The sequence below is a fragment of the Cupriavidus sp. GW821-FHT02F09 genome (assembly GCF_059421605.1).
This window is the reverse complement of record NZ_JBWKVH010000003.1, coordinates 107,328-130,293: the sequence shown is the minus strand read 5'-3', so window position 1 is coordinate 130,293 and position 22,966 is coordinate 107,328. Positions and strand designations below refer to the sequence as shown.

Genomic DNA, 22,966 nt, shown 5'->3' with positions numbered 1-22,966 from the left:
CTCCGCCATGTGCATGGCTCCCGGCGCGAGGGATGTCACTCCAGCTTAGCGCCGACGGAAAATAAGGGAACGAAGGAATGCCGATAAGGATATGCGCAGCGCAGGGCCGGCTAACCGCTGCTGTTGCTGGAGTGCTCGCCGGGCCCGCAGGCATCGGGTTTACCGCCTCGGCAGGCGTTCGATAGCTTACTTCTGCAGCGAGCGCACGCACGGAACCGAGTAAGCATCTACAAAAAAATTCGTGGGAAAGAGCCGAGGCGCCATGCTGCAATGCGCGAATGGTTTACTTAGCGCATCCAGCCTCCAGGCCGGGCAGCCACGCTGCTCCGTCGCCCTCCCCAGTCACGCAAACCGGCACACGGGCCGGCACGGTGACCCTGCAGCCATTACTGGACATCCATGGCCTCAACGTGCACTTTCCCGGCAATCATGCGCTGCGCGACCTGAACCTGCAGGTCGCTGCCGGAGAGATGCTGGCGTTGGTCGGCGAATCCGGCTGCGGAAAATCGACGACGGCCCTGGCGTTGATGCGCCTGCTGCCGGCGCATGCACGGCTGTCGGGCACTGTCCGCTTCGACGGCGTGGACCTGCTTGCGCTGCGCGAGGCGGAGATGAGCGCCTTGCGGGGGCGCGCTGTGTCGATGATTTTCCAGGAGCCGATGACTTCGCTGAACCCGGTGCTAAGCATCGGCCAGCAGGTCGCCGAGGCCTTGACGCTGCACGCACCGCTGTCACGCCGCGCGGCACGGGCACAGGCCATCGAACTGCTGCACCTGGTCCAGTTGCCCGACCCGGCGCGCCGCTTCGATGCGTACCCGCACCAGTTCTCCGGCGGGCAGCGCCAGCGCGTGATGATTGCCATGGCGGTGGCCTGCAAGCCGCGCCTGCTGATCGCGGACGAGCCGACCACCGCGCTGGACGTGACCATCCAGGCGCAGATCCTCGCGCTGATCGACAGCCTGCGCCGTGAACTCGGCATGGCCGTGCTGCTGATCACGCACGACCTGGGTGTCGTGGCCCGGTATGCAGACCGCGTTGCGGTGATGTACGGCGGGTACAAGCTGGAAGAAGGCGCCACGCAGAGCGTATTCGCCGCGCCCCGGCACGCCTACACGCGTGGCCTGCTTGGCGCATCGCTGCACGTCGCGCAGGGCCTGCACTACACCACCGACCGGCTGGCGGAGATCCGCGCAGATGGCCAGGATGGCTTCCAGCTTGTCAAGCCGCCGGTAGCGCCTTGCGCGGCCGCGCTGCGCACGCCGGCCGCCAACGCTGCACCGCTGCTCTCGGTGCAAGGCCTGCGCGTCTCATACACCAGCGGCGAGCATCGGGTGAGCGCGGTCAACGACGTCTCGCTCGACATCGCCGCCGGCGAAACACTCGGACTGGTGGGGGAATCGGGCTGCGGCAAGTCCAGCCTGTCGCGCGCCATCCTGCGGCTGGCGCCTGCCGACGCGGGCAGCATCTCGTTTGCCGGACAGGACTTGCTGGCACTGGCGCCCGGTGCGCTGCTGCCCTGGCGCCGCCGCGTGCAGCTGATCTTCCAGGATCCCTACGGTTCACTCAACCCGCGCCACCGCGTGGAAGACATCCTTGGCCATGCCCTGGCCATCCATGGCGTGCGCGAGCGCGCCGAACGCACGCGCCGCATCGACGCCATCCTCGACGACGTCGGGCTCGGCACGGGCGCACGCAGCCGCTACCCGCACGAGTTCTCGGGCGGGCAGCGCCAGCGCATCGCCATCGCTCGCGCGCTGGTGCTGCGCCCTGAGCTGGTGATCTGCGACGAGCCCGTATCCGCGCTGGACGTTTCCATCCAGGCGCAGATCCTGAACCTGCTGGTCGACCTGAAGGCAGAGCACGGCCTGACCTACCTGTTCATCTCGCACGACCTGTCGGTCGTGCGTTATATCGCCGACCGTGTGTGCGTGATGCAGGCGGGGCGGATCGTCGAATCAGGCGATCCCGATGCCATCTGGACGCGTGCGCAACATCCCTACACCCGCACCCTGGTGGCGGCCATGCCCGGCCATGCGCGACCGGCCTGTCCTCCGGACGCTGCCGCCGAAGCGCCGCTGCCTGCCCTCGCGCACAGCTGAACTCTTGCTGTCTTTTTTCCGCAGTTACCGCATCACCGGAACCTCAACGCCCCATGAACGAACACGATTTCCCCTTCGCCAAGCCGTCCGACACCCTTGCCCAGGACAACGCCGCGCCGCATAGCGCGCAACGCCGTCAGCTGCTTGGCGCCACCGGCGCCCTGCTTGCCGGTGGCCTGTTCGCCGGCCTGCTGCCCGAGGCCAGCGCGCTGACCAAACCGCTGCCGAATACCGAAGATGGCGCCCAGCGCGGCGGCGCTCTCGATGCCGTGGTGCACCCCGAGCCACCCACGCTGGCGTTCTTCATCAACACCTCCACGCCGGGCCGCACCGTGGTCAGCAAGATCTTCGACGGCCTGCTGGACTACGGCCCCGACCTCAAGCCGCGCCCGCAGCTCGCGCAGAGCGTCGACGTCTCACCCGATGGCCTCACCGTGCGGCTCAAGCTGCGCAAGAACGTACTGTGGCACGACGGCAAGCCCTTCACCGCCGCTGACGTGAAATTCTCCGCTGAAGAAATCTGGCGCAAGCACGCACCCACCGCACGCCGCGTGTTCCAGCACCTGGCCAAGGTCGATACGCCGGACAGCCATACGGTGGTGCTCACGCTCGGCAAGCCAACGCCGGTGATCCTGAACGCGCTCGACGTGGTAGCCGCGCCGATCCTGCCCAAGCACCTTTACGAAGGCACGGACATCCCGAACAATCCGTACAACAACAAGCCAGTCGGCACCGGCCCCTTCGTTTTCAAGGAGTGGGTGCGCGGCCAGCATATCGCGCTGGAGCGCTTCGACAAATACTGGGCGCCGGGGCTGCCTTACCTCGACAAGCTCACCTTCAAGATCATCCCGGACGTGGCGGGCCGCGCCACTGCGCTGGAGACCGGCGCGGTGCAATACGGGGAGCGCAACCCGGTAACCTTTGCCGACGCCGACCGCCTGGCCAAGTCGCCTAACCTGGTGGTGAGCACCGAGGGCTACAACGGCTTTGCCGGCTGGCTGTGGCTGATCCCCAACCTGCGCGACCCGGTCATCGGCAACCTCAAGGTACGCGAGGCCATCCTGTATGCGATCAACCGCGATGCGCTGGTCAAAACGGTGTGGGGCGGCTACGCGGTGCCAGCCACCGGGCCGGTGTCCTCCCTGCTCAAGACCTTCTATACCAAGGACACACAGCAGTACCCGTTCGACCGCAAGAAGGCCGAAGCGCTGCTCGACGAAGCCGGCTTCCCACGCAAGGCGGACGGATTCCGCTTCAAGCTCAATCACGACTTCATTCCCTTTGGGGACGACTACCGCCGCACCGGCGAGTTCGTGCGCCAGTCGCTGCGCGCTGTCGGCATCGATGTGAACCTGCGCGGCCAGGATCTGCCCACCTGGACCAAGAACGTCTTCACCGACTACAACTACCAGCTGGTCAGTTCCTGGGGCATCAACTGGCAGGATCCGCAGATCGGCGTGGAGCAGCATTACTGGTCCAAGGCCGAGTCCAAGGGCACGCCGTGGCAAAACGCGTCCGGCTATGCCAGCCCGGAAGCAGACAAGCTGATCGAAGCGGCACAGGTCGAGCGCGATCCCGCCAAGCGCGTGCAGCTCTACCAGGATTTCCAGAAGCTGGCGCAGAAGGACCTGGCGCTGCTGAACCTGTTCGAGTTCCGCTGGTTCGGCGTCTGGGACAAGCGCCTGCGCAACGTCACGGATACCTTCGACCACAGCCAGAACAATTTCTCCCGTGTCTGGCTCAGCGCCAAGTGAGGTTGCCGTGCGCATGACCCGACGCCTGCTGCGCCGCCTGCTGCAACTTCTTGGCGTGATCGTCGCCACCGCCGTGCTCAACTTCGCGCTGCTCAAGGCGCTGCCCGGCGACCTGGTGGATGTGATCGCCAGCGAGAGCGGCAGCGTGCCGCCGGAGTACGTGACGCAGCTGCGCCAGCTCTACGGGCTGGACCGCAGCCTGCCGGAGCAGTTGGCAAGCTATCTCGGACGCATCGCGCATGGCGACCTGGGCTACTCGTTCCGCTTCGGCGAGCCTGTCCTTGATCTCGTGCTCGGCCGGCTTGGGCCAACGCTGGCGCTCGTCGGTGCCGCGCTGCTGCTGTCCACCGTCGGCGGCGTGCTGCTGGGCGTGGCGGCGGCACGGCGCCCGCATGGCCTGACCGACACCGTGCTGTCCGCGCTGGCTACGGTGGGCTACTCGGCGCCGATGTTCTGGACCTCGCTGATGCTGATCGTGCTGTTTGGCGTGCAGCTGGAATGGCTGCCGATCGGCGGGCTGCGCGAAGTCAATGCCGGCTACCACGGCCTGCGGCTGTTGCTCGACTACATCCATCACCTGGTGCTGCCGGTGCTGACGCTGGCGATCTACTACATCGCGGTATATGCACGGCTGGCGCGCGCGTCGATGATCGAGACGCTGGCGGAGGACTTTATCCGCACCGCCCGCGCCAAGGGCGCGCGGGAGGCGCGGGTCATCTTTGGCCACGCGCTGCGCAACGCCGTGCTGCCGGTGATCACCATGCTGGGCGTGCAAAGCAGCGCGCTGCTGGGCGGCTCGATCGTGGTGGAAACGGTGTTTGCGTGGCCCGGGCTGGGCCAGCTCTCCTTCGAGGCCATCAAGAGCCGCGATATCCCGGTGCTGCTGGCCGTGCTGATCTTCAGCGGCGTGCTGGTGGTGCTGGCCAACCTGCTGGTGGACATGGCACAGGCGGTGCTTGACCCGCGCGTGCGGGCCGGTTCGGCCCCCGTGCCTTCGGCAACACAAGGAGGCGCGGCATGAAGCGCTGGTACCTGCAACCTTCCATCTGGCTCGGCGGCGCCATCCTGCTGCTGGTCTTAGCCGCTGCGGCGCTGGCCGGCGTGCTGTTCCCGGCCGATCCGCTCGACATGGTGGGCGCGCCCTTCGTCTGGCCCGGCACGGACCCGGCCACGCCGCTCGGCACCGACCTGATGGGCCGCGACCTGCTGGCCGGGCTAGCACACGGCGCGCGCGTTTCACTGCTGGTTGGCGTGTCGTCGGCCGCGGTAGCACTAGCGATCGGCGTCACGATCGGCGCAGCGGCGGGCTTCTATCGCGGCGCCGTGGACGCGGTGCTCAGCCGCATCACCGAGTTCTTCCAGACCATCCCGGCCTTCCTGCTGGCGATCATCCTGGTGGCGGTGCTCAAGCCCAGCCTCGGCACCATCGTGTTCGCGCTTGGCGTGACCTCATGGACCAGCGTGGCCCGGCTGGTGCGCGCGGAGTTCCTGACGCTGCGCGAGCGCGAATACGTGCGGGCCGCCGTGGCGGTGGGCGCCAGCGACGCGCACCTGATCTTCCGCGAGCTCCTGCCCAACGCCTGGACGCCGATCATTGTCTCCACGGGCCTGCTGGTGGCCAGCGCGATCCTGTCCGAAGCCGGGCTGGCCTTTCTCGGGCTGGGCGACCCCAACGTGGTGAGCTGGGGTTCGATGATCGGCCTGGGCCGGGACGCGCTGCGCACCGGCTGGTACATGACCGCGATCCCCGGCCTGGCCGTGGTGCTCACCGTGCTCTCGCTCAACCTGCTCAGCGACGGCCTGCAGGCCGCGCTCAACCCGCGCCTGCGCCGCGCGCGCCGGGCTGCTTTGCCAACCTGAACTGCCAGCCTGACCCGCGCCGACCCGACACACGACTGCCATGACGAAACTGAACGATCTCCCTTCCACACCCATTTGCACACCCACTCCCGCGCCACCGGCACGGCTGCCCGACCCGGAGCGCGTGCGCCGCATCGCCAGCGATGCCGAGGCGCTGCAAGCCGCCCGCGAGCTTGCAGCGGTATTCGCCGACGGCGCCTCCGAGCGGGACCGCGAACGCCGCCTTCCCTGGGACGAGCTGGACCGCTGGTCCGAAAGCGGCCTGGGCGGCATGACCGTGCCGCGCGAGTACGGCGGCGCCGATGTGTCCTACGCCACGCTGGCCGAAGTCTTCACCATCCTCTGCGCTGCCGACCCGGCGCTCGGCCAGATCCCGCAGAACCACTTCGGCTTGCTGGGCGTGCTGCGCGAAATTGGCAGCGAATCGCAGAAACGCCGCTTCTATGGCGAGGTACTGACCGGCGCGCGCCTGGGCAACGCCGGTCCCGAGCGCCGCTCCGAGACCAGCCAGACCATCCTCCAAGGCACCACGCGGCTCACCGGAACCGCCCAGGGCCTGCGGCTCAACGGCCAACGCTTCTACGCCACGGGCGCGCTGTTCGCGCATCGCGTTCCCGCACGGGCGCTCGACGACCAGGGCCGCAGCGTGCAGGTGTGGACGCCGCGCGAGGTGCGCGGCCTGCGCATCGTCGACGACTGGTCCTCCTTCGGCCAGCGCACCACGGCCAGCGGGAGCGTGGTGTTCGACAACGTGCCGGTGGCGCCCGAGGACGTGTTGCCGATCTGGCAGCTGGCCGACCGTCCGGGCCTGTATGGCTCCACCTCGCAACTGATCCAGGCCGCCATCGACCAGGGCATCGCCGAGGCTGCGCTGGCCGATGCCATCGCCTTCGTGCGCCAGTACGCCCGCCCATGGATCGACTCCGGCCTGGAGCACGCCACGCAAGACCCCTACATCGTCCAGGACGTCGGCCGCCTGCAGATCGACGTGCACGCCGCGCGCGAAGTGCTGCTGGAAGCCGGCCGCACGCTTGACGCGATCGCCGCGCAGCCACTGGATGCCGAAGCCAGCGCGCGCGCCTCCGTGGCGGTGGCCGAGGCCAAGGTGCTGACCACCGAGATCGCCCTGGAAGCCAGCCAGAAACTATTCGAAGTCGCCGGCTCGTCCGCCACGCGCGCCAAGCACAACCTGGACCGCCACTGGCGCAACGCGCGCGCCCACACGCTGCACGACCCGGTGCGCTGGAAAACCCACCTGATCGGCAACTACCACCTTAACCACGTGCTGCCCGCGCGCCACTCCTGGAACTGATATGTCCGTGCTCCTCTCCCCGGTTCCCACCGATAGCCGTCCCGCGCCAGCCGCACCGCCCGCCCAGCCGCCCGAACTGATCCGCGACGACGCCCACGCCATCCTGAGCGCGCGCCAGCTCGCAGCCCGGTTTGCCCCCGAGGCGGCATTGCGCGACCGCGAGCGCCGCCTGCCCTGGGCCGAGCTGGACGCCTTCAGCGCCAGCGGCCTGTGGGGCATCACGGTGCCGCGCGAATACGGCGGCCCCGGCGTGTCCAACGTCACGCTCGCCGAGGTCATTGCCACCATTTCCGCCGCGGACGGCTCGCTCGGGCAGATCCCGCAAAACCATTTCTACGCGCTGGAAGTGCTGCGTGTGGGCGGCAGCGAGGCGCAAAAGCGCTTCTTCTACGAGCGTGCACTCGCCGGCGAGCGCTTTGGCAACGCCCTTGCCGAAATCGGCCACAAGGACTTCAAGCGCCGCACCCGGCTGGCGCCGGACGGCGACGGCTGGCGCGTGGACGGCAAGAAGTTCTATTGCACAGGCGCGCTCTTCGCCCACTGGATCCCCACGCTGGTGGTAGCCGAGGAGCAAGGGCGCGAGGTCACCTACCTGGCTTTTGTGCCGCGCCGCGCCGAAGGCGTGTCCATCGTCGACGACTGGGACGGCTTCGGCCAGCGCGTCACCGGCAGCGGCTCGGTGTCCTTCGACAACGTGCGGGTCGAGGCCGAATGGGTAGTGCCCTTCCTGGCCTCCTCTGAACAGCCGACCACCATCGGCCCCGTGGCGCAGCTCCTGCACGCGGCGATCGACCTCGGCATTGGCCGCGCCGCCTTCGAAGCCACCCTGCCCTTCGTACGCGAGCGCGCCCGCCCCTGGGTGGACGCCGGCGTGCAACGCGCCAGCGACGACCCGCTGACGATCCACCAGGTTGGCGAGGTCTCGGTTAGGCTGCGCGCAGCCGAAGCGCTGGTGCGCCGCGCCGGGCGCATCGTCGATGCCGCCCAGTTGGCCCCCACCGAACGCAGCGTGGCAGAGGCCTCCATCGCCGTGGCAGAGGCGCGCGCACTGACCACCACGGCATCGCTGCTGGCGGGCAGCAAGCTGTTCGAGCTGGGCGGCACCGCCGCCACGCTGGATCACCTGGGCCTGGACCGCTTCTGGCGCAATGCCCGCACCCACACCCTGCACGACCCGGTGCGCTGGAAGTACCACGCCGTCGGCAACTTCTACCTCAACGACCGGCTCCCGACCCGGCATGGAGCGCTGTAATGGCACGCAAGGAAATCCTGCTCAACGCCTTCAACATGAACTGCGCCGGGCATATCAACCACGGCCTATGGACGCACCCGCGCGACCGCTCGGCTGACTACAACACCCTGGCGTACTGGACCGGCCAGGCGCGCACGCTGGAGCGCGGCTTGTTCGACGGGCTCTTTATCGCCGATATCGTCGGCGTCTACGATGTGTACCAGGGCAATGTGGACGTGACGCTGCGCGAGTCGATCCAGCTGCCGGTCAACGATCCGCTGCTACTGGTGCCTGCGATGGCCGCTGTCACGCAGCACCTTGGCTTCGGCGTCACCGTGAACCTGACCTACGAGCAGCCCTACCTGCTGGCGCGCCGCTTCTCCACGCTGGACCACCTGACGCGCGGACGCGTTGGCTGGAACATCGTCACCGGCTACCTGGACAGCGCCGCGCGCGCCATGGGCCTCGCCGGCCAGATCGCGCACGACGAGCGCTACGACCGCGCGGACGAATACCTGGAGGTGCTCTACAGGCTCTGGGAAGGCAGCTGGGAGGACGATGCGGTGCGGCGCGACAAGGCCGCCCGCGTGTTCGCCGATCCGCGCAAGGTACATAAGGTCAGGCACGAGGGCAAGTACTACAAGGTCGATGGCTATCACCTGGCCGAGCCCTCGCCGCAGCGCACGCCGGTGCTGTTCCAGGCCGGCAGCTCCGGGCGCGGCCAGCAGTTTGCCGCGCGCCATGCCGAGTGCGTGTTCATCTCGCCACCCAGCAAGGAAGCCGCCCGCCATACCGTGAGGGCACTGCGCGACCAACTGGTGGCCGCCGGACGCAGGCCGGATGACATCAAGATCTTTGCCGGCACCGCCGTGGTACCGGGCAAGACTGCTGCAGAAGCCCGCCAGAAGCACGCCGAGTACAAGGACTACGCCAGCCGCGAAGCCGGCCTGGCGCACTTTGCCGCGAGCACGGGCGTGGATTTCGGCCGCTATGACCTCGACGCGCCGGTGGACTACGGCGGCGGCAACGCCATCGAGTCGGCCACGCGCACCGCGCAGCAGCATGGGTGGACCCGGCGCAAGCTGCTGGAGCTGTTCGAGCTCGGCGGCCGCTATCCCGCCATCGTGGGCGACGCGCAGCAGGTTGCGGATGAACTGCAATCCTGGGTGGACGAGACCGGCATCGACGGATTCAACCTCAGCCGCACCGTGGTGCCGGAGAGCTACGAGGACTTCGTGGACATGGTGGTGCCCGAGTTGCAGAATCGCGGCATCTACAAGACGGCCTATGCCGAAGGCAGCCTGCGCAAGAAGCTGTTCGCCGAAGACGATCGGCTGCCGGCGCGGCACGCGGCGGCGGGATTTCGCCATGGCCGGGACTGAGCCCCGCGCACCCCATTGAAGGCACCGAAGGCACGCAAGGGCGAGGAATCCCCCCGGAACACCTCGCATCGAGGCGCTGTCCAGCGGGCTCAGCCGGTCGCGCCGAATGGCCGCAATATGCTCGCCAAGGGCCCCTCCCAACTGCTATCGGCATGCACCTGGCGCCAGGCAGCGGTACATACAGAAATACAAGCCCCCCCCCGATAGTAGGGTCAAGTTTTCCCCCAGGGGGTCGATAGAAAAGACCACGGCTTCAGTCTGTGACCGGCCAGGCGCGCGCATGCGCATGCGGATCGCTTACGATCATAGGAAAAGACAAACATGGAGCTAGTAGTGAGTATCGATAGCATCATGTCCAAAAAGCTCGTCACCGTCGTGTTCGACGACACGTTGGCAACGATCAAGAATATCTTCGACGAGGCTAAGTTCCACCACGTGCTCGTCGTAGAGGACGGAAAGCTGCATGGTGTTGTATCGGACCGCGATCTGCTGCGCGCGATGAGCCCGTTTATAGGCAGCACGGTAGAGTCGGCCAGGGACGTCAATACCCTCAAGAAGCGCGTGCACCAGATCATGACGCGCAAGCCGGTAACGCTGCGCCCCGAGGCCGGGATTGCTGATGCCATTGCACTATTTCTTGCCCACCAGGTCTCGTGCATTCCCATCGTCGACGAGCAGTTCCGGCCGGTTGGCATCGTGAGCTGGCGGGACATTCTGCGATCGTTGGCGGCAAGTTCCACGCCGCCGGATAGCGCCGCCTAGGAAAGACATGGCATCCGAGATATCCGGGCGGGGAGTACTGTCCTCCCCCTTGCAGGGCGGCCGCTACGCGTAGTGCACCGTTCCGATGCCGACGCGACGGGATCCGCCAGCCTCGTCGGGCATCGGGTCGCTTTCGAGCGCCTCGATCGCCTCCTCCAGCGCTTGCCTCACATCCTCGCGCCGTTTTGGCAGAGCCGATAGCAGGTCGCGCAGTTCGGACACATTGCAGATCTCGGCCAGCGCCTGGACAGCCTGCTGCCGCACATGGGGATCGCTGTCGCCAAAGCTGCCCGTCAGCAGCGGCAGCACCTTGCCGGGCGTGAAGAAGCTCAGCGCCCAGACGACCCGGCGCCGGACATCCGGCGAAGGCTCCCGCTTGAGCCGCGACGCCAATGGCGGAACCGCGTCATCGTCACCGATGGCCGCCAGCGCCAACGCCGCCTCGCCACGCACCGCATCGTCGTCATCACTCAGCAGCCCAAGCAGCAACGGCATCGCGCGCGGATCGGGTTGCTCCCGCAAGGCTTCGACGAGGCCAGCGCGCGCATCTGCCTGCGCGGTGGCGAGCACGTCGATCAGGTGCGCAATGGCTGCGGGGTCGCCATGCCGCGTCAGCGACTTCGCCAGCGCCCCCTTTACTTGTGCATCCGCATCTGGGGCGCGCAGAAAGGCCAGTGCTTCCGGCGGTGTGACGGCACCATCGGGGAGCCAGAGTGCTTCGGCTGCGCACTGCTGAACGCGCCGGCTCGGATCCTGGAGGCAACCCAGGATCAGGGCGGCATGGTGCTTCGCGTCGATGCGGCTGATGGCCTCGATGATCTTGCACCGAACCTCGTCGTCGCCGTCGCGCAGCGCACCGGCAAGAAACGGGACGGCCCGCGCATCGCGCAAGCTGGCGAGCGCGTCGCAGACGCTGCGCCTGACGTTCGGCTCGGCATCGCTCAGCGCACGGCAGAGGCTTTGCAGCGTGGCCGTGGTGTCGGGATGCGCCTCCCACGGGAGGCTGCCGAGCGAGTCGGCGGCGCGCTCCCTGAATTCGGGGTCGGGATCCTGCAGGGCCGCATGCAATGCCGGCAGCGCGTCAAAGTCGTTGTTGTCGCCCAAAGCCCAGAGCACCGCCCAGCGGACCCGACGTGTCTCGGCAGGATTGTTGAGCGCGTCAATCAGATGCTGCGTGGCGCCCGCGTGCCGCATCTCGCCCAGCGCATTGACCGCGTAATAACGGACCTCTTCGTACGGATCGCTGAAGATACGGTCGGCGAGGGTGTCGATGGCTTGATGCACCTGCATCGAACCCAGCGCGATGACGGCCTGCAGCCGCACGCCAGCCACCTCGTCGTTTGCCGCAAGCATGAGCGCCGGGATGGCCTCCGGCGACGAAAACCGCAAGGCTTCGGCTGCCGTTTCCCGGACGATTGCCGAGGTGTCCGACAAAGCGGCCAAGAATAGGCTGCGCAACTCCGGCGCCGCTTCGAAGCCGGCGCACTCCCTGAGCGCGGATAGTACCGTGGCCCGTACACCCTCATCGCTATCGTTGACGGCCACGCGCAGATCCGGGATCAGGTCGGCACGCCGTAATTCACCGAGCATGGCGGCGGCAGAGGCGCGAACCCCGGCGTCCCGATCGTGGCGCAGGCGGTCTTTCAGTGCCTCGACTGCCGGCTCCGTGCGAAAGACGCCGAGCGCCAGGACGGCTTGCCTGCGGACCTCGGCACTGGCGTCATCGAGCGCCTTCACGAGCGCATGCACGTGCTTCGGCGACTGGCTCGCCAGGGCTTCCGCCGCGGCCGCCCGGATCGACGCGTCGGGGTCGCCCGCCAGCGCCCGATGCACGGCCTGCGCCGCTTGCGCATGCGTATCCATGTCGTAGTGCCCGAGCGCATGGATCGCGCTGGCGCGGATGTACGGGTCCTGGTCCCGCGCTGCGGCCAGCAACGGCGCAACGAACGCATCGGCCACCCCCGGATCGGTGAGGCTGACGTTCGCACCGCGCCGCTCGTCAGGGGGCTGCGTCCTCAAGGACGCGATCAGGTCTTCGATTTCGCTCGGCGCACGTATCCCTTCTCCGGCCGAATCGTCAGCAGCGGCATCTCGATGGCCAGCAAGGGCCGCTTTCATGCGCATCATCAGTGCCTTCAGCCGCATGTGCCGGCCCCCGGACCTTCCCACGTGTCGTCGTCCGCAACCGGCAACGCGCGCGGTTGCCGCCCGTCGAGCAGCGCATCGGACGCGCAGTCAATGCGCCGGATTTCCTTGATATCTCTCATGATGTCCATCGCGATGCGTAAGCTTCCCTCCCCATTGCACGGTCGCGAGGCCTACGCCTTGTTCGCCTGCCGTTCGCCTGCCGTTCGCCGCTTGACGGATTGGTGACCAGCTCGCCCGTCGCCCGGCACACACTGCTCGCTTCGAGCCTCAACGCAACCATGTCGCATCGAACCGGCGCGACACGTTATCACAGGCGCTTCGTGCATCTCAAGTGCAGGCGCAACCCGGCAATGTGGACAATCAGGCCGCCTTCGCCCCAACCGACCAGTAGTAAGTCGGCGCCGTGCCGTTGATGACGTGATCGCCGACAACTCTGCTCTTGTAGAGGGTCGGATTATGCGAAGCCAGTGTCCGCGCATTGCGCCAGTGGCGGTCCAGCCGGCGGTCTTCATCCAGCGCGGAAGCGCCGCCGATGTCGAACAGCCGCGTGGCCGCCGCCAGCACCTGGTCCGCGATGCCGACCTGCGCCTTGGCGGTACGCAACTCCACGTCGTCCAGCAAGCCGACCGGAACGGCTTCGCCCCGCTGGCGCAGGCGATCGATCTCGCCAAGGCCTTGCGCCACGGCTGCGACGGCGGCAGCCGCAACGAACGCCGTGCCGGCAAGCTGGCCCACCACCTGCTGCACCAGCGGATCCTCGGCTGGCGTGCGTCCGCTGCCGTGGCTGTACACCCGCTTGCGCGCGCGCACAAAGGCGGCCGCGTCGCGCTCGATGGCCCGGGCGATGCCGGCCAGCGTCGCCAGATGCACCAGCTGGAAGTAAGCCGTGATGGATGTGGGCACATTGCGCGGGAAGCTCAGCACCTGTTCGCCGGACACCGCCACATCGCGAAAGCGTGTGGTGCCGGAGCCGGTGAGGCGCTGGCCAAAACCCCGCCAGTCGTCGATGCGGTCGATGCCCGGCGCATTGGCCGGCACCAGCACATAAACCGGATCGGCACTGCCCTCGCGGCTGGCGCTGACGGCAATCCAGTCGGCATAGAGCGTGCCTGTGCTGTAGAACTTCTCGCCGTCGAGCCGCCAGCCTTCGCCATCCGGCGACAAGGTGGTCTTGTGCTTGCCTGGCGCGCCGTCGCCAAGCTCGGTAGTGGCGTTGCCGAAGATCGCGCCCTGCGCGACGAGCTGCAGCCAGCGCTCCCGCAGTTCGGGCGCTATCTCCGCATAGAGCCGCTCGACAAAGCCAAAATGCGCGCGCAGGATCTGCGGCAAGTTGGAATCCGCTTCGCCCAGCTCGATCAGCAGTTCGAACAATTGCTCGACCGACGCGCCCAGCCCGCCGAGCGCCACCGGGACGCGCAAGGCGCCGAAGCCGGCATCGCGCAGCAGGGCGACCGCATCGAAAGCAAGCTCGCGCTCCTGTTCGCGCTGGGCCGCGCGTTCGGCGATCTGCGCAAAGATCGGGCGGAAGCGCGCAAAGAGATCCGCCTGGGAAGGATTGAATTCTGGCATGCGTTTGTTGTCTGGGTTTAGATAGCGATGGCAAACACGGGAGGCTCGCCAGCGGCGGCATCTGGCTCTTCCGGCTCGCCGGGCTTGGGCCGGCTCTCCCGCAGCTCGCCGATCTGGATCAGGCGCGAGCGCGTGAGGTTGCGGCTCAGGCCGCAGCCTTCCTGCCCGGCAGCACGTCGTTGGCGATCATCTCGCCGAACGGCCCCGTCAGGTTGGTGGCGCCGCCGCGGCCCAGGCTGGCGTACGGCTCCGGCAGCAACGGGAACACCAGTTCGGCGAAGCGGTACGCTTCCTCCAGGTGCGGGTAGCCCGAGAAGATAAAGCTCTCGATGCCAAGATCCGCGTATTCCTGGATCCGTGCGGCCACTTCCTGTGGATTGCCCACCAGCGCGGTGCCGGCACCGCCGCGCACCAGGCCCACGCCGGCCCAGAGGTTGGGATAGATCTCCAGCTGGTCGCGGCGGCCGCCGTGCAACGCGGCCATGCGGCGCTGGCCGACGGAATCGAAGCGCGAGAAGGACTTCTGCGCGGCGGCGATCGTTTCGTCCGAGATCTGCGCGATCAGTTCATCGGCGGCCCGCCAGGCTTGCTCGCTGGTACGGCGCACGATCACATGCAGGCGCACGCCAAAACGCACTTTGCGGCCAAGGCGCGCGGCGCGCTCGCGAACATCGGCGATTTTTTGCGCTACGGCCTCGGGCGGTTCGCCCCAGGTCAGGTACACGTCGACCTGCTCGGCTGCCAGGTCGTGCGCTTGCTCGGACGAGCCGCCAAAGTAAAGGGGCGGGTAAGGACGCTGCACCGGCGGATACAGCGCCTTGGCGTTATCCACCTTGATATGCTCGCCATCGAAGTGAACCGCCTCGCCCTCCAGCACGCGGCGCCAGACGCGCAGGAACTCGGCCGATGCCGCGTAGCGCTGGCTGTGGTCGAGGTACAGCCCATCGCCACGATTTTCGTCCGGATCGCCGCCGGTCACGACGTTGATCAGCAGCCGGCCATTGGTAATACGGTCAAGCGTGGCGGCCATGCGCGCCGACACGGTCGGCGAGATGATGCCCGGGCGGATTGCCACCAGGTAGCGCAGGCGCTCCGTCCAGGGCGCCACTGCGGAGGCAATCACCCATGAATCCTCGCAGGAGCGGCCGGTGGGAATCAACACGCCGTAGTAGCCCAGGTTGTCAGCCGCCTGCGCGATCTGCTTCAGATAACCCAGCGAAACGGGGCGCGCGCCCTCCGTGGTGCCGAGATAGTGGCCGTCGCCGTGCGTGGGAAGAAACCAGAAGACATTCATTGCCGCGGCTCTCCCCTTCAAGCCGCGCGCTGCAGCGGCGATTTGCGGCTGGCTTCGAACAACGGCGCGCAACGATCCGCGGCCAGGCGGATGCGTTCGGCCAGCGCGGTGCTGCTGACCTGGTCATTGTGGAAATCCCCCGGGCTGCCGTACACGCCGATGGGCAACGTGAGCGCCTGCAGGAAGCCGAACAGCGGCCGCAACTGATGCTCCAGCACCAGCGCGTGGCGGTCGCTGCCGCCCGTCGCCCCCAGCAACACCGGCTTGTCCACCAGCGCTTCCTGCCCCACCAGGTCGAAAAGGTGCTTGAAGTGGCCGGGATAAGAACCGCGATACACCGGCGCGGCCACCACCAGCAGGTCCGCGGACTCGATGGCGACCAGTTCGTTTTCAATCTCGGCCGGCAGCTCTGCGCGCGACAGCGCCGCGCCCAGCGGACGCGCGATATCGCCGAGGTTGACGATATGGCTTTGCAAAAGCAGCCGGCTATCCAGTTCCGTGAGCAGTGCCTGCACGAGCGCGAGCGTGCGCGAGGGCTGCTGCGCGCTGCCGTTGACGGCGACCACTTTCAGCGGTGTAGCCATGGGAAGAACCTCCTGTCGATATCGATGGTTTGTGGATTCACGCGCGGGGCGCATTTCGTTGCCGGCAATGCATCAGGCAAGAAGCAAGCCCGCGTGAATTGCCATGTTCTTTGCCTGTGCGCCATTCCTGGCACGGATCCGCGCCGTTCTCCCAGAGCACACTGCTGATCTGCTGTTGCTGATGCAACTGCGTGGAGATGGGGGGCGTTGCCACCGCAGCCGTCTTAGGCAAGCGCTTACAAGCCCCTCACGATAGCGCAACGGAATTGGCCGTCGAAGGATGAATTTCGTCTATATATAGACACGCGAAACGCATATAGGCATGCGAGCTTTGCATCCCCGCCAGGACCCTGCAGAGGGTGCCGAAGATTGGTGCTGCTCCAGCCCGAATGCGCAGCGGCGATGCATGCAAAGCGAAGGGGGCCCCGCTTGCGGGACCCCCTTCGTTCATGCCTTGCCGGACGCGTCTTCATCCAACGGCCTCAGAAATCCAGTCCGCCGCCTCCGCCAGCCGCGCCCTGCGCGCCGAGCTGTCCCTCATCCTTCGGCAGTTCGACGATCGCAGCATCCGTGGTAAGGATCAGGCCTGCCACCGAAGCGGCATTCTGCAAAGCGGTGCGTGTGACCTTGGTCGGGTCAACCACACCACCTTCCACCAGGTCACCATATTCTCCCGTCGCCGCGTTGTAGCCAAAATTGCCCGTCCCTTCGGCCACGCGCGCTACCACCACGCTGGCCTCTTCGCCGGCGTTGGCAACAATCTGGCGCAACGGCTCCTCCAGTGCCCGCAGCACGATCTTGATGCCTGCCTGCTGGTCCGGGTTGATGCCCGTCAGATCCTTGATGGCCTGGCGCGCACGAATCAGCGCTACGCCGCCGCCGGCCACGATGCCCTCTTCCACCGCGGCACGCGTGGCGTGCAGCGCGTCTTCCACGCGGGCTTTCTTCTCCTTGACCTCGACTTCCGTGGCGCCGCCGACCTTGAGCACCGCCACCCCGCCGGCCAGTTTGGCCACGCGCTCCTGCAGCTTCTCGCGGTCATAGTCGGAGCTGGCCTCGTCGATCTGGGTGCGGATACGCTTGACCCGCGCCTGGATCTGCGCGGCGTCGCCGGCGCCATCGATGATGATGGTGTTCTCCTTGCCGATTTCCACGCGCCCCGCCTGGCCCAGTTGCTCCAGCGCGATCTTTTCCAGAGACAGCCCGACCTCTTCCGACACCACCTGGCCGCTGGTCAGGATCGCGATGTCTTCCAGCAGTGCCTTGCGGCGGTCGCCAAAGCCGGGGGCCTTGACCGCGGCGGCCTTCAGGATGCCGCGGATATTGTTGACCACCAGCGTGGCGAGTGCCTCGCCCTCCACGTCCTCGGCCACGATCAGCAGCGGACGTCCGGCCTTGGCCACCTGCTCCAGCACGGGCAGCAGGTCGCGGATGCTGGAGATCTTCTTGTCCACCAGCAGCAGGTAGGGTTGCTCGAGCACCGCCACCTGCTTGTCGGGGTTGTTGATGAAATACGGCGACAGGTAGCCACGGTCGAACTGCATGCCCTCCACCACTTCGAGCTCGTCTTCCAGCGACTTGCCGTCTTCCACCGTGATCACGCCTTCCTTGCCGACCCGGTCGATGGCCTGGGCGATACGCTCGCCGATGGCGCTTTCGCCGTTGGCGGAGATGGTGCCGACCTGCGCGATCTCGCGGCTGGTGGTGGTGGGCTTGCTGATGCGGCGCAGCTCCTCAATGGCCGCCGTCACCGCCTTGTCGATGCCGCGCTTCAGGTCCTGCGGATTGAGCCCGGCCGCGACGTACTTGACGCCCTCCCGCACGATGGCCTGCGCCAGTACGGTAGCGGTGGTGGTGCCGTCGCCGGCGTTATCGCTGGTGCGGGAAGCGACCTCCTTGACCAGCTGCGCGCCGATGTTCTGCAGCTTGTCCTTGAGCTCGATCTCCTTGGCCACGGAGACGCCGTCCTTGGTCACGGTAGGGCTGCCGAAGCTGCGCTCCAGCACCACGTTGCGGCCCTTGGGGCCCAGCGTCACCTTGACCGCATTGGCGAGAATATTGACGCCTTCGACCACCTTGGCGCGGGCCACGTCGCTGAACACTACATCTTTTGCTGCCATTGCTGTCTGTCCTGTCTTGATTGTCGGGTTCGTTCGGGAAACACTGGATCGATGCTGGCGGACACGCGGCGATTCAGCGCTCGACCACCGCCAGGATGTCTTCCTCGCGCAGCACCAGGAGTTCGTCGCCGTCGACCTTCACCGCCTGGCCTGCATACTTGCCGAACAGCACCCGGTCGCCCGCGCGCAGGTCCAGTGCAATGCGTTCGCCGGCTTCGTTGCGCCGGCCCGGGCCGACGGCGATCACCTCGCCCTGGTCCGGCTTTTCGGCGGCGCTGTCGGGAATGACGATGCCGGATTGCGTGCGGGTTTCGTTGTCGGACCGTTTGACGAGAACGCGGTCGTGCAGTGGGCGAAGGCTCATGCTGGCTCCAGAAGGAAAGGAAGAGAGAAGTTCGTTGGCGGCGGATGCCAGTGCCGACGGTGGCACTGCGGGCTGGCAATCAGCACTCGATGCCGGTGAGTGCTGAGTATAGAAAGCACCGCCATGCGCGGCCAACTGATCGTTTCGCATTTGCTTAGAATGCGCGCCTGACAGCGCGCCTGACGTGGCGAGCACATCGGGTTCCCACCCACGCTGCCTTGCGCGACCCGCATGATTTACCCGGGTCCACGACGTCGGCATGGAGCGGGCCGGGCACGGCCAGCCGGCCAGCCGGCCAGCCTTAAGCGTTTCTTAAGCCGCTGTGCACTATCCTTGCCGCATCGCCAGAATCCAACGTTCCCGATGTCGACGCTCCTTGCCCTGAACCTCACGCTGTTCCAGCGCCTGAACGCCCCCGCTGGGCTGTCTGGCGCCGGCCTCTGGGTGCCCGCTTTCCTTGCCGAGGGACTGATCGCAGCCGCGCCGCTGGTGCTGGCCGCGGGCTGGCTGCGCGCGCGGCCGGGTGAGCGCCAGATGGTGGCGAGCGCACTGGCGGCCGTGGCGCTGGGCGGGCTCTGCTCGACCCTGTTCGGCCTGCTGCTGCCGATGCCGCGGCCCTTCATGGCGGGCGTCGGGCATACCTACCTGGCGCATGCCGCCGACCCCTCCTTCCCGAGCGACCACGTCACGCTGCTGGCCACGCTGGCCTTCGTCCTGCTGCGCGCGCCCGGCAGGGCCCAGCGCCTGAGCGGTACCGGCTTGCTGGTAGCCGCGGCACTAACGGGCTGGGCCCGCGTCTTCCTCGGCGTACACTTTCCACTGGACATCGTCGGCGCATTTGCGATAGCGGCATGCTGCGCGGCCGTGGCTACGTCTGCCTTCACGCGCCCGCTGCTTGCTGCTGTCACGGTGCGCGCGGAGCAGCTTTACCGGCACCTGCTGGCCTACCCCATCGCACGCGGATGGCTCAACCCATGACAACGGCTGACACGATGCCGCCCCTTGCCACCGTTGGCGCCCTGCCGTCAACGCGCGGTGCCGACGCCAGCCTGGACATCAGCGGCCTCGAAGGCGCCGGCCGCGGGCCGTTCAGCCTCACCGTCGCGCCCGGCAGTTGCGTGATCCTGTCCGGCGCGTCCGGCGCGGGCAAGAGCCTGCTATTGCGCATGATTGCCGATCTCGATCCCAATCGCGGGCAGGTCCGGCTAGGCCAGTCCCCGCGCGAGAGCATGAGCGGTCCGGCCTGGCGGCGCCAGGTCATGCACGTGGCGGCCGAGTCCGGCTGGTGGGGCGACGACGTGCTTGAACATATGACGGACGTGCCGGCTGCCCAGGCGCTGCTGGCGCGGCTGCGCTTGCCCGCGGACATCCTGCAGGCGCCCGTGAGCCGCCTGTCCACCGGCGAGCGCCAGCGCCTCGCGCTGATCCGCGCGCTGGTGCGCCGTCCGCGCTTCCTGCTACTGGATGAGCCAACCTCCGCGCTGGACGCCGAGACCACGCTGGCCGTCGAAGCGCTGCTGCACGACTGCAAGGCACAGGGGCTGGGGCTGCTGATCGTCTCGCACAATCCCGCGCAGGCGGCACGCCTGCAGGACCGGCACTATCGCCTCGGCGCCGCCGGGCTGGAAGCGGTGCCGGCATGAGCCCGATCCCGCTCACAGCCTATGACCTGGCGCTGGCCAGCCTGCTGGTGCTAGCCGGCGCGGGCGCCTCGCTGGTGATGTCGCTGGACGTGCACCGCAGCCTGCTCTGGGCCGCGGGCCGCATGGTGGTGCAACTGCTGCTGGTCGGCCTGGTGCTGCGCACGGTGTTTGGCTTGTCGTCGCCGCTGGTGACCGCGTTGACGGTTGCGGCCATGATCGCGGCAGCCGCCCGCGAGGTGGGCAGCCGGCAGGAGCGCCGCCTGGCAGGGCCCTGGCACGCGCTGATCGGCGCCGCCGCCGTGAGCCTGCCGACGCTGCTGGTGACCGTGCTGGCGCTGACCACGGCCTTGCGCCCGACGCCCTGGTACGACGCCCGCCACGCGATCCCGCTGGCCGGCATCATCCTGGGCAATGTGATGAACGCCGCGAGCCTGGCGCTCAATGGCGCCTTTACCGCGGTCTGGCACCAGCGCGCCGCCATCGATGCACGCCTGGCGCTTGGCGACGACCGCCAGGCGGCGCTGCGCGTGATCGTGCGCCAGGCGGTGCGCAGCGGCATGCTGCCCACCATGAACACCATGGCGGCGGCCGGCATCATCACCATGCCAGGCATCATGACCGGCCAGATCCTGGCCGGGATGGACCCGATCGCCGCGGCCCGGTACCAGATCCTGCTGATGTTCCTGCTTGCCGGTGGCAGCATGCTGGGCGTGATCCTGGCCGCCACGCTGGCGGTCCGGCGCCTGACCGACCACCGCCACCGCTTGCGCCTGGACCGGCTGCAACGCCGTTGACCCCAAGGCACCCACTCATCACCAACAAAGGAATCCATGCCATGCGCCTGCTGCTGGTGGAAGACGACCCGATGATCGGCGAAAGCGTAGAGGAAGGCCTGCGGGCCGAAGGCTACGCGGTCGACTGGGTCAGGGATGGCCGCCTCGCCGATGCCGCGCTGGCCGCCAATGCGCCCGGCACCTACGACGCCGTGCTGCTCGACCTTGGCCTGCCCGGCCGCTCCGGCGAGGCGGTGCTGCGGCAACTGCGCGCCCGCGGGCTGGCGCTGCCGGTGCTGATCCTGACCGCGCGCGACGCCACCGCCGACCGCGTGCGCGGCCTGGATGCCGGCGCCGACGATTACATGGTCAAGCCGTTCGACCTCGACGAGCTGTTCGCGCGCATCCGGGCCTTGCTGCGCCGTAGTGCCGGGCGCGTCAGCACCGAGCTGGCGCATGGCCCGGTGCGCCTGGACCCCGCCACGCGCGAGGTACGCTGCGACGGCGAGATCGTGGCGCTGTCGATGCGCGAGTTCATGGTGCTGCAGGCCCTGATGGAGCAGCCGGGCCACGTTGTGACCCACGAGCGCCTGCGCGAGGCGGTCTACAACATGAATGAGGAAATCAGCAGCAATACAGTGGAAGTCCATATCCATGCGCTGCGCAAGAAGCTTGGCGCCGACTTTATCCGCAATGTGCGCGGTGTCGGCTACAAGCTGGGCGGCCCGGCATGAGAACGATCCGCGCCCAGTTGCTGGCTGGCCTGCTCGGGGCCATGCTCGCATGCGCCCTGGTGGCAGGCGCGGCCGCCTATTTCAAGGTGCGCCGCGAAGCCAACGAGGTCTTCGATGCGCAACTGCAGCAAGCGGCACGCATGTTGCCGACACATCTGGAGCGCGACGCCACGCCGCCGCTGAACGGCAGCGAACTTGACGAGGAGATCGTGGTGCAGGCCTGGGATGTGCAGGGCCGCCAGATCTACGCCTCGCACCCGGTCACGCTGCCGCGCGCGGACCTGCCGGGATTTCATGACCTGCAGGCGCACGGCAGCGAATGGCGCATCTACGGCGTGCTCGCCGGGGACCGCTATGTGCAGGCCGCACAATCGGTGGTGTTTCGCCGCAAGCTGGCGGCCTCGCTGTCGCTTGGCGCGCTGCTGCCCATCCTGGCGCTGGTGCCAGTGCTTGGCTTGCTGATCCACCTGGTGGTCAGGCGCTCGCTGCGCCCGGTCGAGGAGATCGCGCGCGCGGTCGGCAGCCGCTCGGCAAACACCCTGGCGCCGCTGGACGCGCACGGCTGGCCGCCGGAACTGGTGCCGGTGGTGGAAGCCCTCAATGCCCTGCTGGCCCGCCTGCAGCAATCCATGGACACCCAGCGCGCCTTTGTCGCCGACGCCGCGCACGAACTGCGCACGCCGCTCACCGCGCTCAAGCTGCAACTGCAGCTGGCCCTGCGCGCCGACAGCGAAGACAAGCAGAAACTGGCGCTCGCCAAGCTGGGCGAGCGCCTGGACCGCACCACCCACCTGGTGGCGCAGTTGCTGACGCTGGCACGCAGCGAAGACGGCGCCCCTGCCACCCAGGCCCCGCTCGCCGACGTGCGCTTGCGCGATGTGGCGGTGCAGGTGGTGCGCGAGCTGCTGCCTATGGCCGAAGCCAAGGATGTGGACCTCGGCCTGGACGCGAGCGCGCCCGAATGCCGGGTGCGCGGCGTGGGCGGCGATCTCTTCATCCTGCTGCGCAACCTCGCCGACAACGCGATCCGATACACCAGCCCGGGCGGCCGGGTCGACCTGCGCATCGAATGGCGCAACGGCGCGCCCATGCTGGGCGTGAGCGACAGCGGCCCGGGCATCGCGCCGGCCGAGCGCGACAATGTGTTCCGCCGCTTTCATCGCGGCGACGCCAGCGACGCGCATGGCAGCGGACTGGGCCTGGCGATCGTGCAGAGCATTGCCGCGCGCCATGGCGCCACGGTGTTGCTGGAGGACGGCCCGGCGGGCCGCGGGCTCACGGTGGCCGTGGTATTCCCGGCGCAAAGCGGTGCGTGAAAGGCAACGCCGGTCGTGCAT

The 22,966-nt window shown here is 67.7% G+C and carries 20 protein-coding genes; 13 read left to right on the top strand and 7 right to left on the bottom strand.

Annotation, left to right across the window (positions count from 1 at the left end; genetic code table 11):
- The first annotated feature begins 377 nt into the window (after window positions 1–377).
- From AC07XB_RS05090 to AC07XB_RS05055, 8 genes are all read left to right on the top strand, one after another.
- Entirely contained in the window at window positions 378–2,099 is a 1,722-nt protein-coding gene (locus tag AC07XB_RS05090; protein WP_492826771.1) for an ABC transporter ATP-binding protein, read from the top strand.
- A gap of 53 nt (window positions 2,100–2,152) precedes the next feature.
- Window positions 2,153–3,853 carry an ABC transporter substrate-binding protein gene (locus tag AC07XB_RS05085; RefSeq protein WP_492826669.1) on the top strand — a complete coding sequence of 567 codons (1,701 nt, stop codon included), beginning with the start codon at window positions 2,153–2,155 and terminating at the stop codon, window positions 3,851–3,853.
- A gap of 13 nt (window positions 3,854–3,866) precedes the next feature.
- Entirely contained in the window at window positions 3,867–4,874 is a 1,008-nt protein-coding gene (locus AC07XB_RS05080) for an ABC transporter permease (RefSeq protein WP_492371248.1), read from the top strand.
- Window positions 4,871–5,713: an ABC transporter permease gene (locus tag AC07XB_RS05075; protein ID WP_492371247.1), complete on the top strand. Its 843-nt coding sequence runs from the start codon at window positions 4,871–4,873 to the stop codon at window positions 5,711–5,713. The genes AC07XB_RS05080 and AC07XB_RS05075 overlap by 4 nt, the downstream gene beginning before the upstream one ends.
- Window positions 5,714–5,753: 40 nt before the next feature.
- Window positions 5,754–7,025 (top strand): SfnB family sulfur acquisition oxidoreductase, encoded by a 1,272-nt coding sequence (locus AC07XB_RS05070; protein ID WP_492826671.1) that lies wholly within the window; start codon window positions 5,754–5,756, stop codon window positions 7,023–7,025.
- 1 nt (window position 7,026) lies between these two features.
- Complete coding sequence (locus tag AC07XB_RS05065; RefSeq protein ID WP_492826673.1) at window positions 7,027–8,277, top strand: SfnB family sulfur acquisition oxidoreductase; 1,251 nt, start codon at window positions 7,027–7,029, stop codon at window positions 8,275–8,277.
- Window positions 8,277–9,638 carry an LLM class flavin-dependent oxidoreductase gene (locus AC07XB_RS05060; protein WP_492826675.1) on the top strand — a complete coding sequence of 454 codons (1,362 nt, stop codon included), beginning with the start codon at window positions 8,277–8,279 and terminating at the stop codon, window positions 9,636–9,638. Before AC07XB_RS05065 ends, AC07XB_RS05060 begins: the two co-directional genes overlap by 1 nt.
- A gap of 351 nt (window positions 9,639–9,989) precedes the next feature.
- Entirely contained in the window at window positions 9,990–10,400 is a 411-nt protein-coding gene (locus tag AC07XB_RS05055) for a CBS domain-containing protein (protein ID WP_477134584.1), read from the top strand.
- A 63-nt stretch (window positions 10,401–10,463) separates the two neighbouring features.
- Here the strand turns inward: AC07XB_RS05055 and AC07XB_RS05050 are convergent, their stop codons facing one another.
- From AC07XB_RS05050 to groES, 7 genes are all read right to left on the bottom strand, one after another.
- Window positions 10,464–12,545 (bottom strand): HEAT repeat domain-containing protein, encoded by a 2,082-nt coding sequence (locus AC07XB_RS05050; protein ID WP_492826677.1) that lies wholly within the window; start codon window positions 12,543–12,545, stop codon window positions 10,464–10,466.
- A complete protein-coding gene (locus AC07XB_RS05045) occupies window positions 12,536–12,667 on the bottom strand; it encodes a hypothetical protein (RefSeq protein WP_492826679.1) in 132 nt (43 codons plus the stop codon). Before AC07XB_RS05045 ends, AC07XB_RS05050 begins: the two co-directional genes overlap by 10 nt.
- 241 nt (window positions 12,668–12,908) lie before the next feature.
- Complete coding sequence (locus AC07XB_RS05040; protein WP_492826681.1) at window positions 12,909–14,117, bottom strand: acyl-CoA dehydrogenase family protein; 1,209 nt, start codon at window positions 14,115–14,117, stop codon at window positions 12,909–12,911.
- Window positions 14,118–14,262: 145 nt separating this feature from the next.
- On the bottom strand, window positions 14,263–15,411 hold the full coding sequence (gene ssuD / locus AC07XB_RS05035; RefSeq protein WP_492371241.1) for an FMNH2-dependent alkanesulfonate monooxygenase: 1,149 nt from the start codon (window positions 15,409–15,411) through the stop codon (window positions 14,263–14,265).
- A 17-nt stretch (window positions 15,412–15,428) separates the two neighbouring features.
- Window positions 15,429–15,995 (bottom strand): FMN reductase, encoded by a 567-nt coding sequence (gene msuE / locus AC07XB_RS05030; RefSeq protein ID WP_492811943.1) that lies wholly within the window; start codon window positions 15,993–15,995, stop codon window positions 15,429–15,431.
- 482 nt (window positions 15,996–16,477) lie between these two features.
- The gene (gene groL, locus AC07XB_RS05025) at window positions 16,478–18,115 is read right to left on the bottom strand and encodes a chaperonin GroEL (RefSeq protein ID WP_492371239.1); all 1,638 of its coding nucleotides are present in this window, start codon (window positions 18,113–18,115) and stop codon (window positions 16,478–16,480) included.
- 73 nt (window positions 18,116–18,188) lie between these two features.
- Window positions 18,189–18,479, bottom strand: a complete 291-nt coding sequence (gene groES, locus AC07XB_RS05020; protein WP_492371238.1) for a co-chaperone GroES — start codon at window positions 18,477–18,479, stop codon at window positions 18,189–18,191.
- A gap of 363 nt (window positions 18,480–18,842) precedes the next feature.
- Between groES and AC07XB_RS05015 the strand changes: the two genes are divergently transcribed.
- From AC07XB_RS05015 to AC07XB_RS04995, 5 genes are read left to right on the top strand one after another with little or no spacing between them, the layout of a single operon-like run.
- The gene (locus AC07XB_RS05015) at window positions 18,843–19,457 is read left to right on the top strand and encodes an undecaprenyl-diphosphatase (RefSeq protein ID WP_492826683.1); all 615 of its coding nucleotides are present in this window, start codon (window positions 18,843–18,845) and stop codon (window positions 19,455–19,457) included.
- Window positions 19,454–20,122, top strand: a complete 669-nt coding sequence (locus AC07XB_RS05010) for an ABC transporter ATP-binding protein (RefSeq protein ID WP_492826685.1) — start codon at window positions 19,454–19,456, stop codon at window positions 20,120–20,122. The genes AC07XB_RS05015 and AC07XB_RS05010 overlap by 4 nt, the downstream gene beginning before the upstream one ends.
- Window positions 20,119–20,916 (top strand): ABC transporter permease, encoded by a 798-nt coding sequence (locus AC07XB_RS05005; protein ID WP_043355478.1) that lies wholly within the window; start codon window positions 20,119–20,121, stop codon window positions 20,914–20,916. Before AC07XB_RS05010 ends, AC07XB_RS05005 begins: the two co-directional genes overlap by 4 nt.
- Window positions 20,917–20,957: 41 nt before the next feature.
- Window positions 20,958–21,629, top strand: a complete 672-nt coding sequence (locus AC07XB_RS05000) for a response regulator (RefSeq protein ID WP_492371235.1) — start codon at window positions 20,958–20,960, stop codon at window positions 21,627–21,629.
- Window positions 21,626–22,945, top strand: coding sequence for an ATP-binding protein (locus AC07XB_RS04995; protein ID WP_492826687.1), 1,320 nt, complete (start codon window positions 21,626–21,628; stop codon window positions 22,943–22,945). The genes AC07XB_RS05000 and AC07XB_RS04995 overlap by 4 nt, the downstream gene beginning before the upstream one ends.
- The last annotated feature ends 21 nt before the right edge of the window (window positions 22,946–22,966 follow it).

Bases quoted from the DNA above. Each gene is read 5' to 3' on its own strand.
- AC07XB_RS05085 (WP_492826669.1), top strand. From the start codon at position 2,153: ATGAACGAACACGATTTCCCCTTCGCCAAGCCGTCCGACACCCTTGCC.
- AC07XB_RS05080 (WP_492371248.1), top strand. From the start codon at position 3,867: ATGACCCGACGCCTGCTGCGCCGCCTGCTGCAACTTCTTGGCGTGATC.
- AC07XB_RS05075 (WP_492371247.1), top strand. From the start codon at position 4,871: ATGAAGCGCTGGTACCTGCAACCTTCCATCTGGCTCGGCGGCGCCATC.
- AC07XB_RS05070 (WP_492826671.1), top strand. From the start codon at position 5,754: ATGACGAAACTGAACGATCTCCCTTCCACACCCATTTGCACACCCACT.
- AC07XB_RS05065 (WP_492826673.1), top strand. From the start codon at position 7,027: ATGTCCGTGCTCCTCTCCCCGGTTCCCACCGATAGCCGTCCCGCGCCA.
- AC07XB_RS05060 (WP_492826675.1), top strand. From the start codon at position 8,277: ATGGCACGCAAGGAAATCCTGCTCAACGCCTTCAACATGAACTGCGCC.
- AC07XB_RS05055 (WP_477134584.1), top strand. From the start codon at position 9,990: ATGTCCAAAAAGCTCGTCACCGTCGTGTTCGACGACACGTTGGCAACG.
- AC07XB_RS05050 (WP_492826677.1), bottom strand. From the start codon at position 12,545: ATGCGGCTGAAGGCACTGATGATGCGCATGAAAGCGGCCCTTGCTGGC.
- AC07XB_RS05045 (WP_492826679.1), bottom strand. From the start codon at position 12,667: ATGAGAGATATCAAGGAAATCCGGCGCATTGACTGCGCGTCCGATGCG.
- AC07XB_RS05040 (WP_492826681.1), bottom strand. From the start codon at position 14,117: ATGCCAGAATTCAATCCTTCCCAGGCGGATCTCTTTGCGCGCTTCCGC.
- ssuD (WP_492371241.1), bottom strand. From the start codon at position 15,411: ATGAATGTCTTCTGGTTTCTTCCCACGCACGGCGACGGCCACTATCTC.
- msuE (WP_492811943.1), bottom strand. From the start codon at position 15,995: ATGGCTACACCGCTGAAAGTGGTCGCCGTCAACGGCAGCGCGCAGCAG.
- groL (WP_492371239.1), bottom strand. From the start codon at position 18,115: ATGGCAGCAAAAGATGTAGTGTTCAGCGACGTGGCCCGCGCCAAGGTG.
- groES (WP_492371238.1), bottom strand. From the start codon at position 18,479: ATGAGCCTTCGCCCACTGCACGACCGCGTTCTCGTCAAACGGTCCGAC.
- AC07XB_RS05015 (WP_492826683.1), top strand. From the start codon at position 18,843: ATGTCGACGCTCCTTGCCCTGAACCTCACGCTGTTCCAGCGCCTGAAC.
- AC07XB_RS05010 (WP_492826685.1), top strand. From the start codon at position 19,454: ATGACAACGGCTGACACGATGCCGCCCCTTGCCACCGTTGGCGCCCTG.
- AC07XB_RS05005 (WP_043355478.1), top strand. From the start codon at position 20,119: ATGAGCCCGATCCCGCTCACAGCCTATGACCTGGCGCTGGCCAGCCTG.
- AC07XB_RS05000 (WP_492371235.1), top strand. From the start codon at position 20,958: ATGCGCCTGCTGCTGGTGGAAGACGACCCGATGATCGGCGAAAGCGTA.
- AC07XB_RS04995 (WP_492826687.1), top strand. From the start codon at position 21,626: ATGAGAACGATCCGCGCCCAGTTGCTGGCTGGCCTGCTCGGGGCCATG.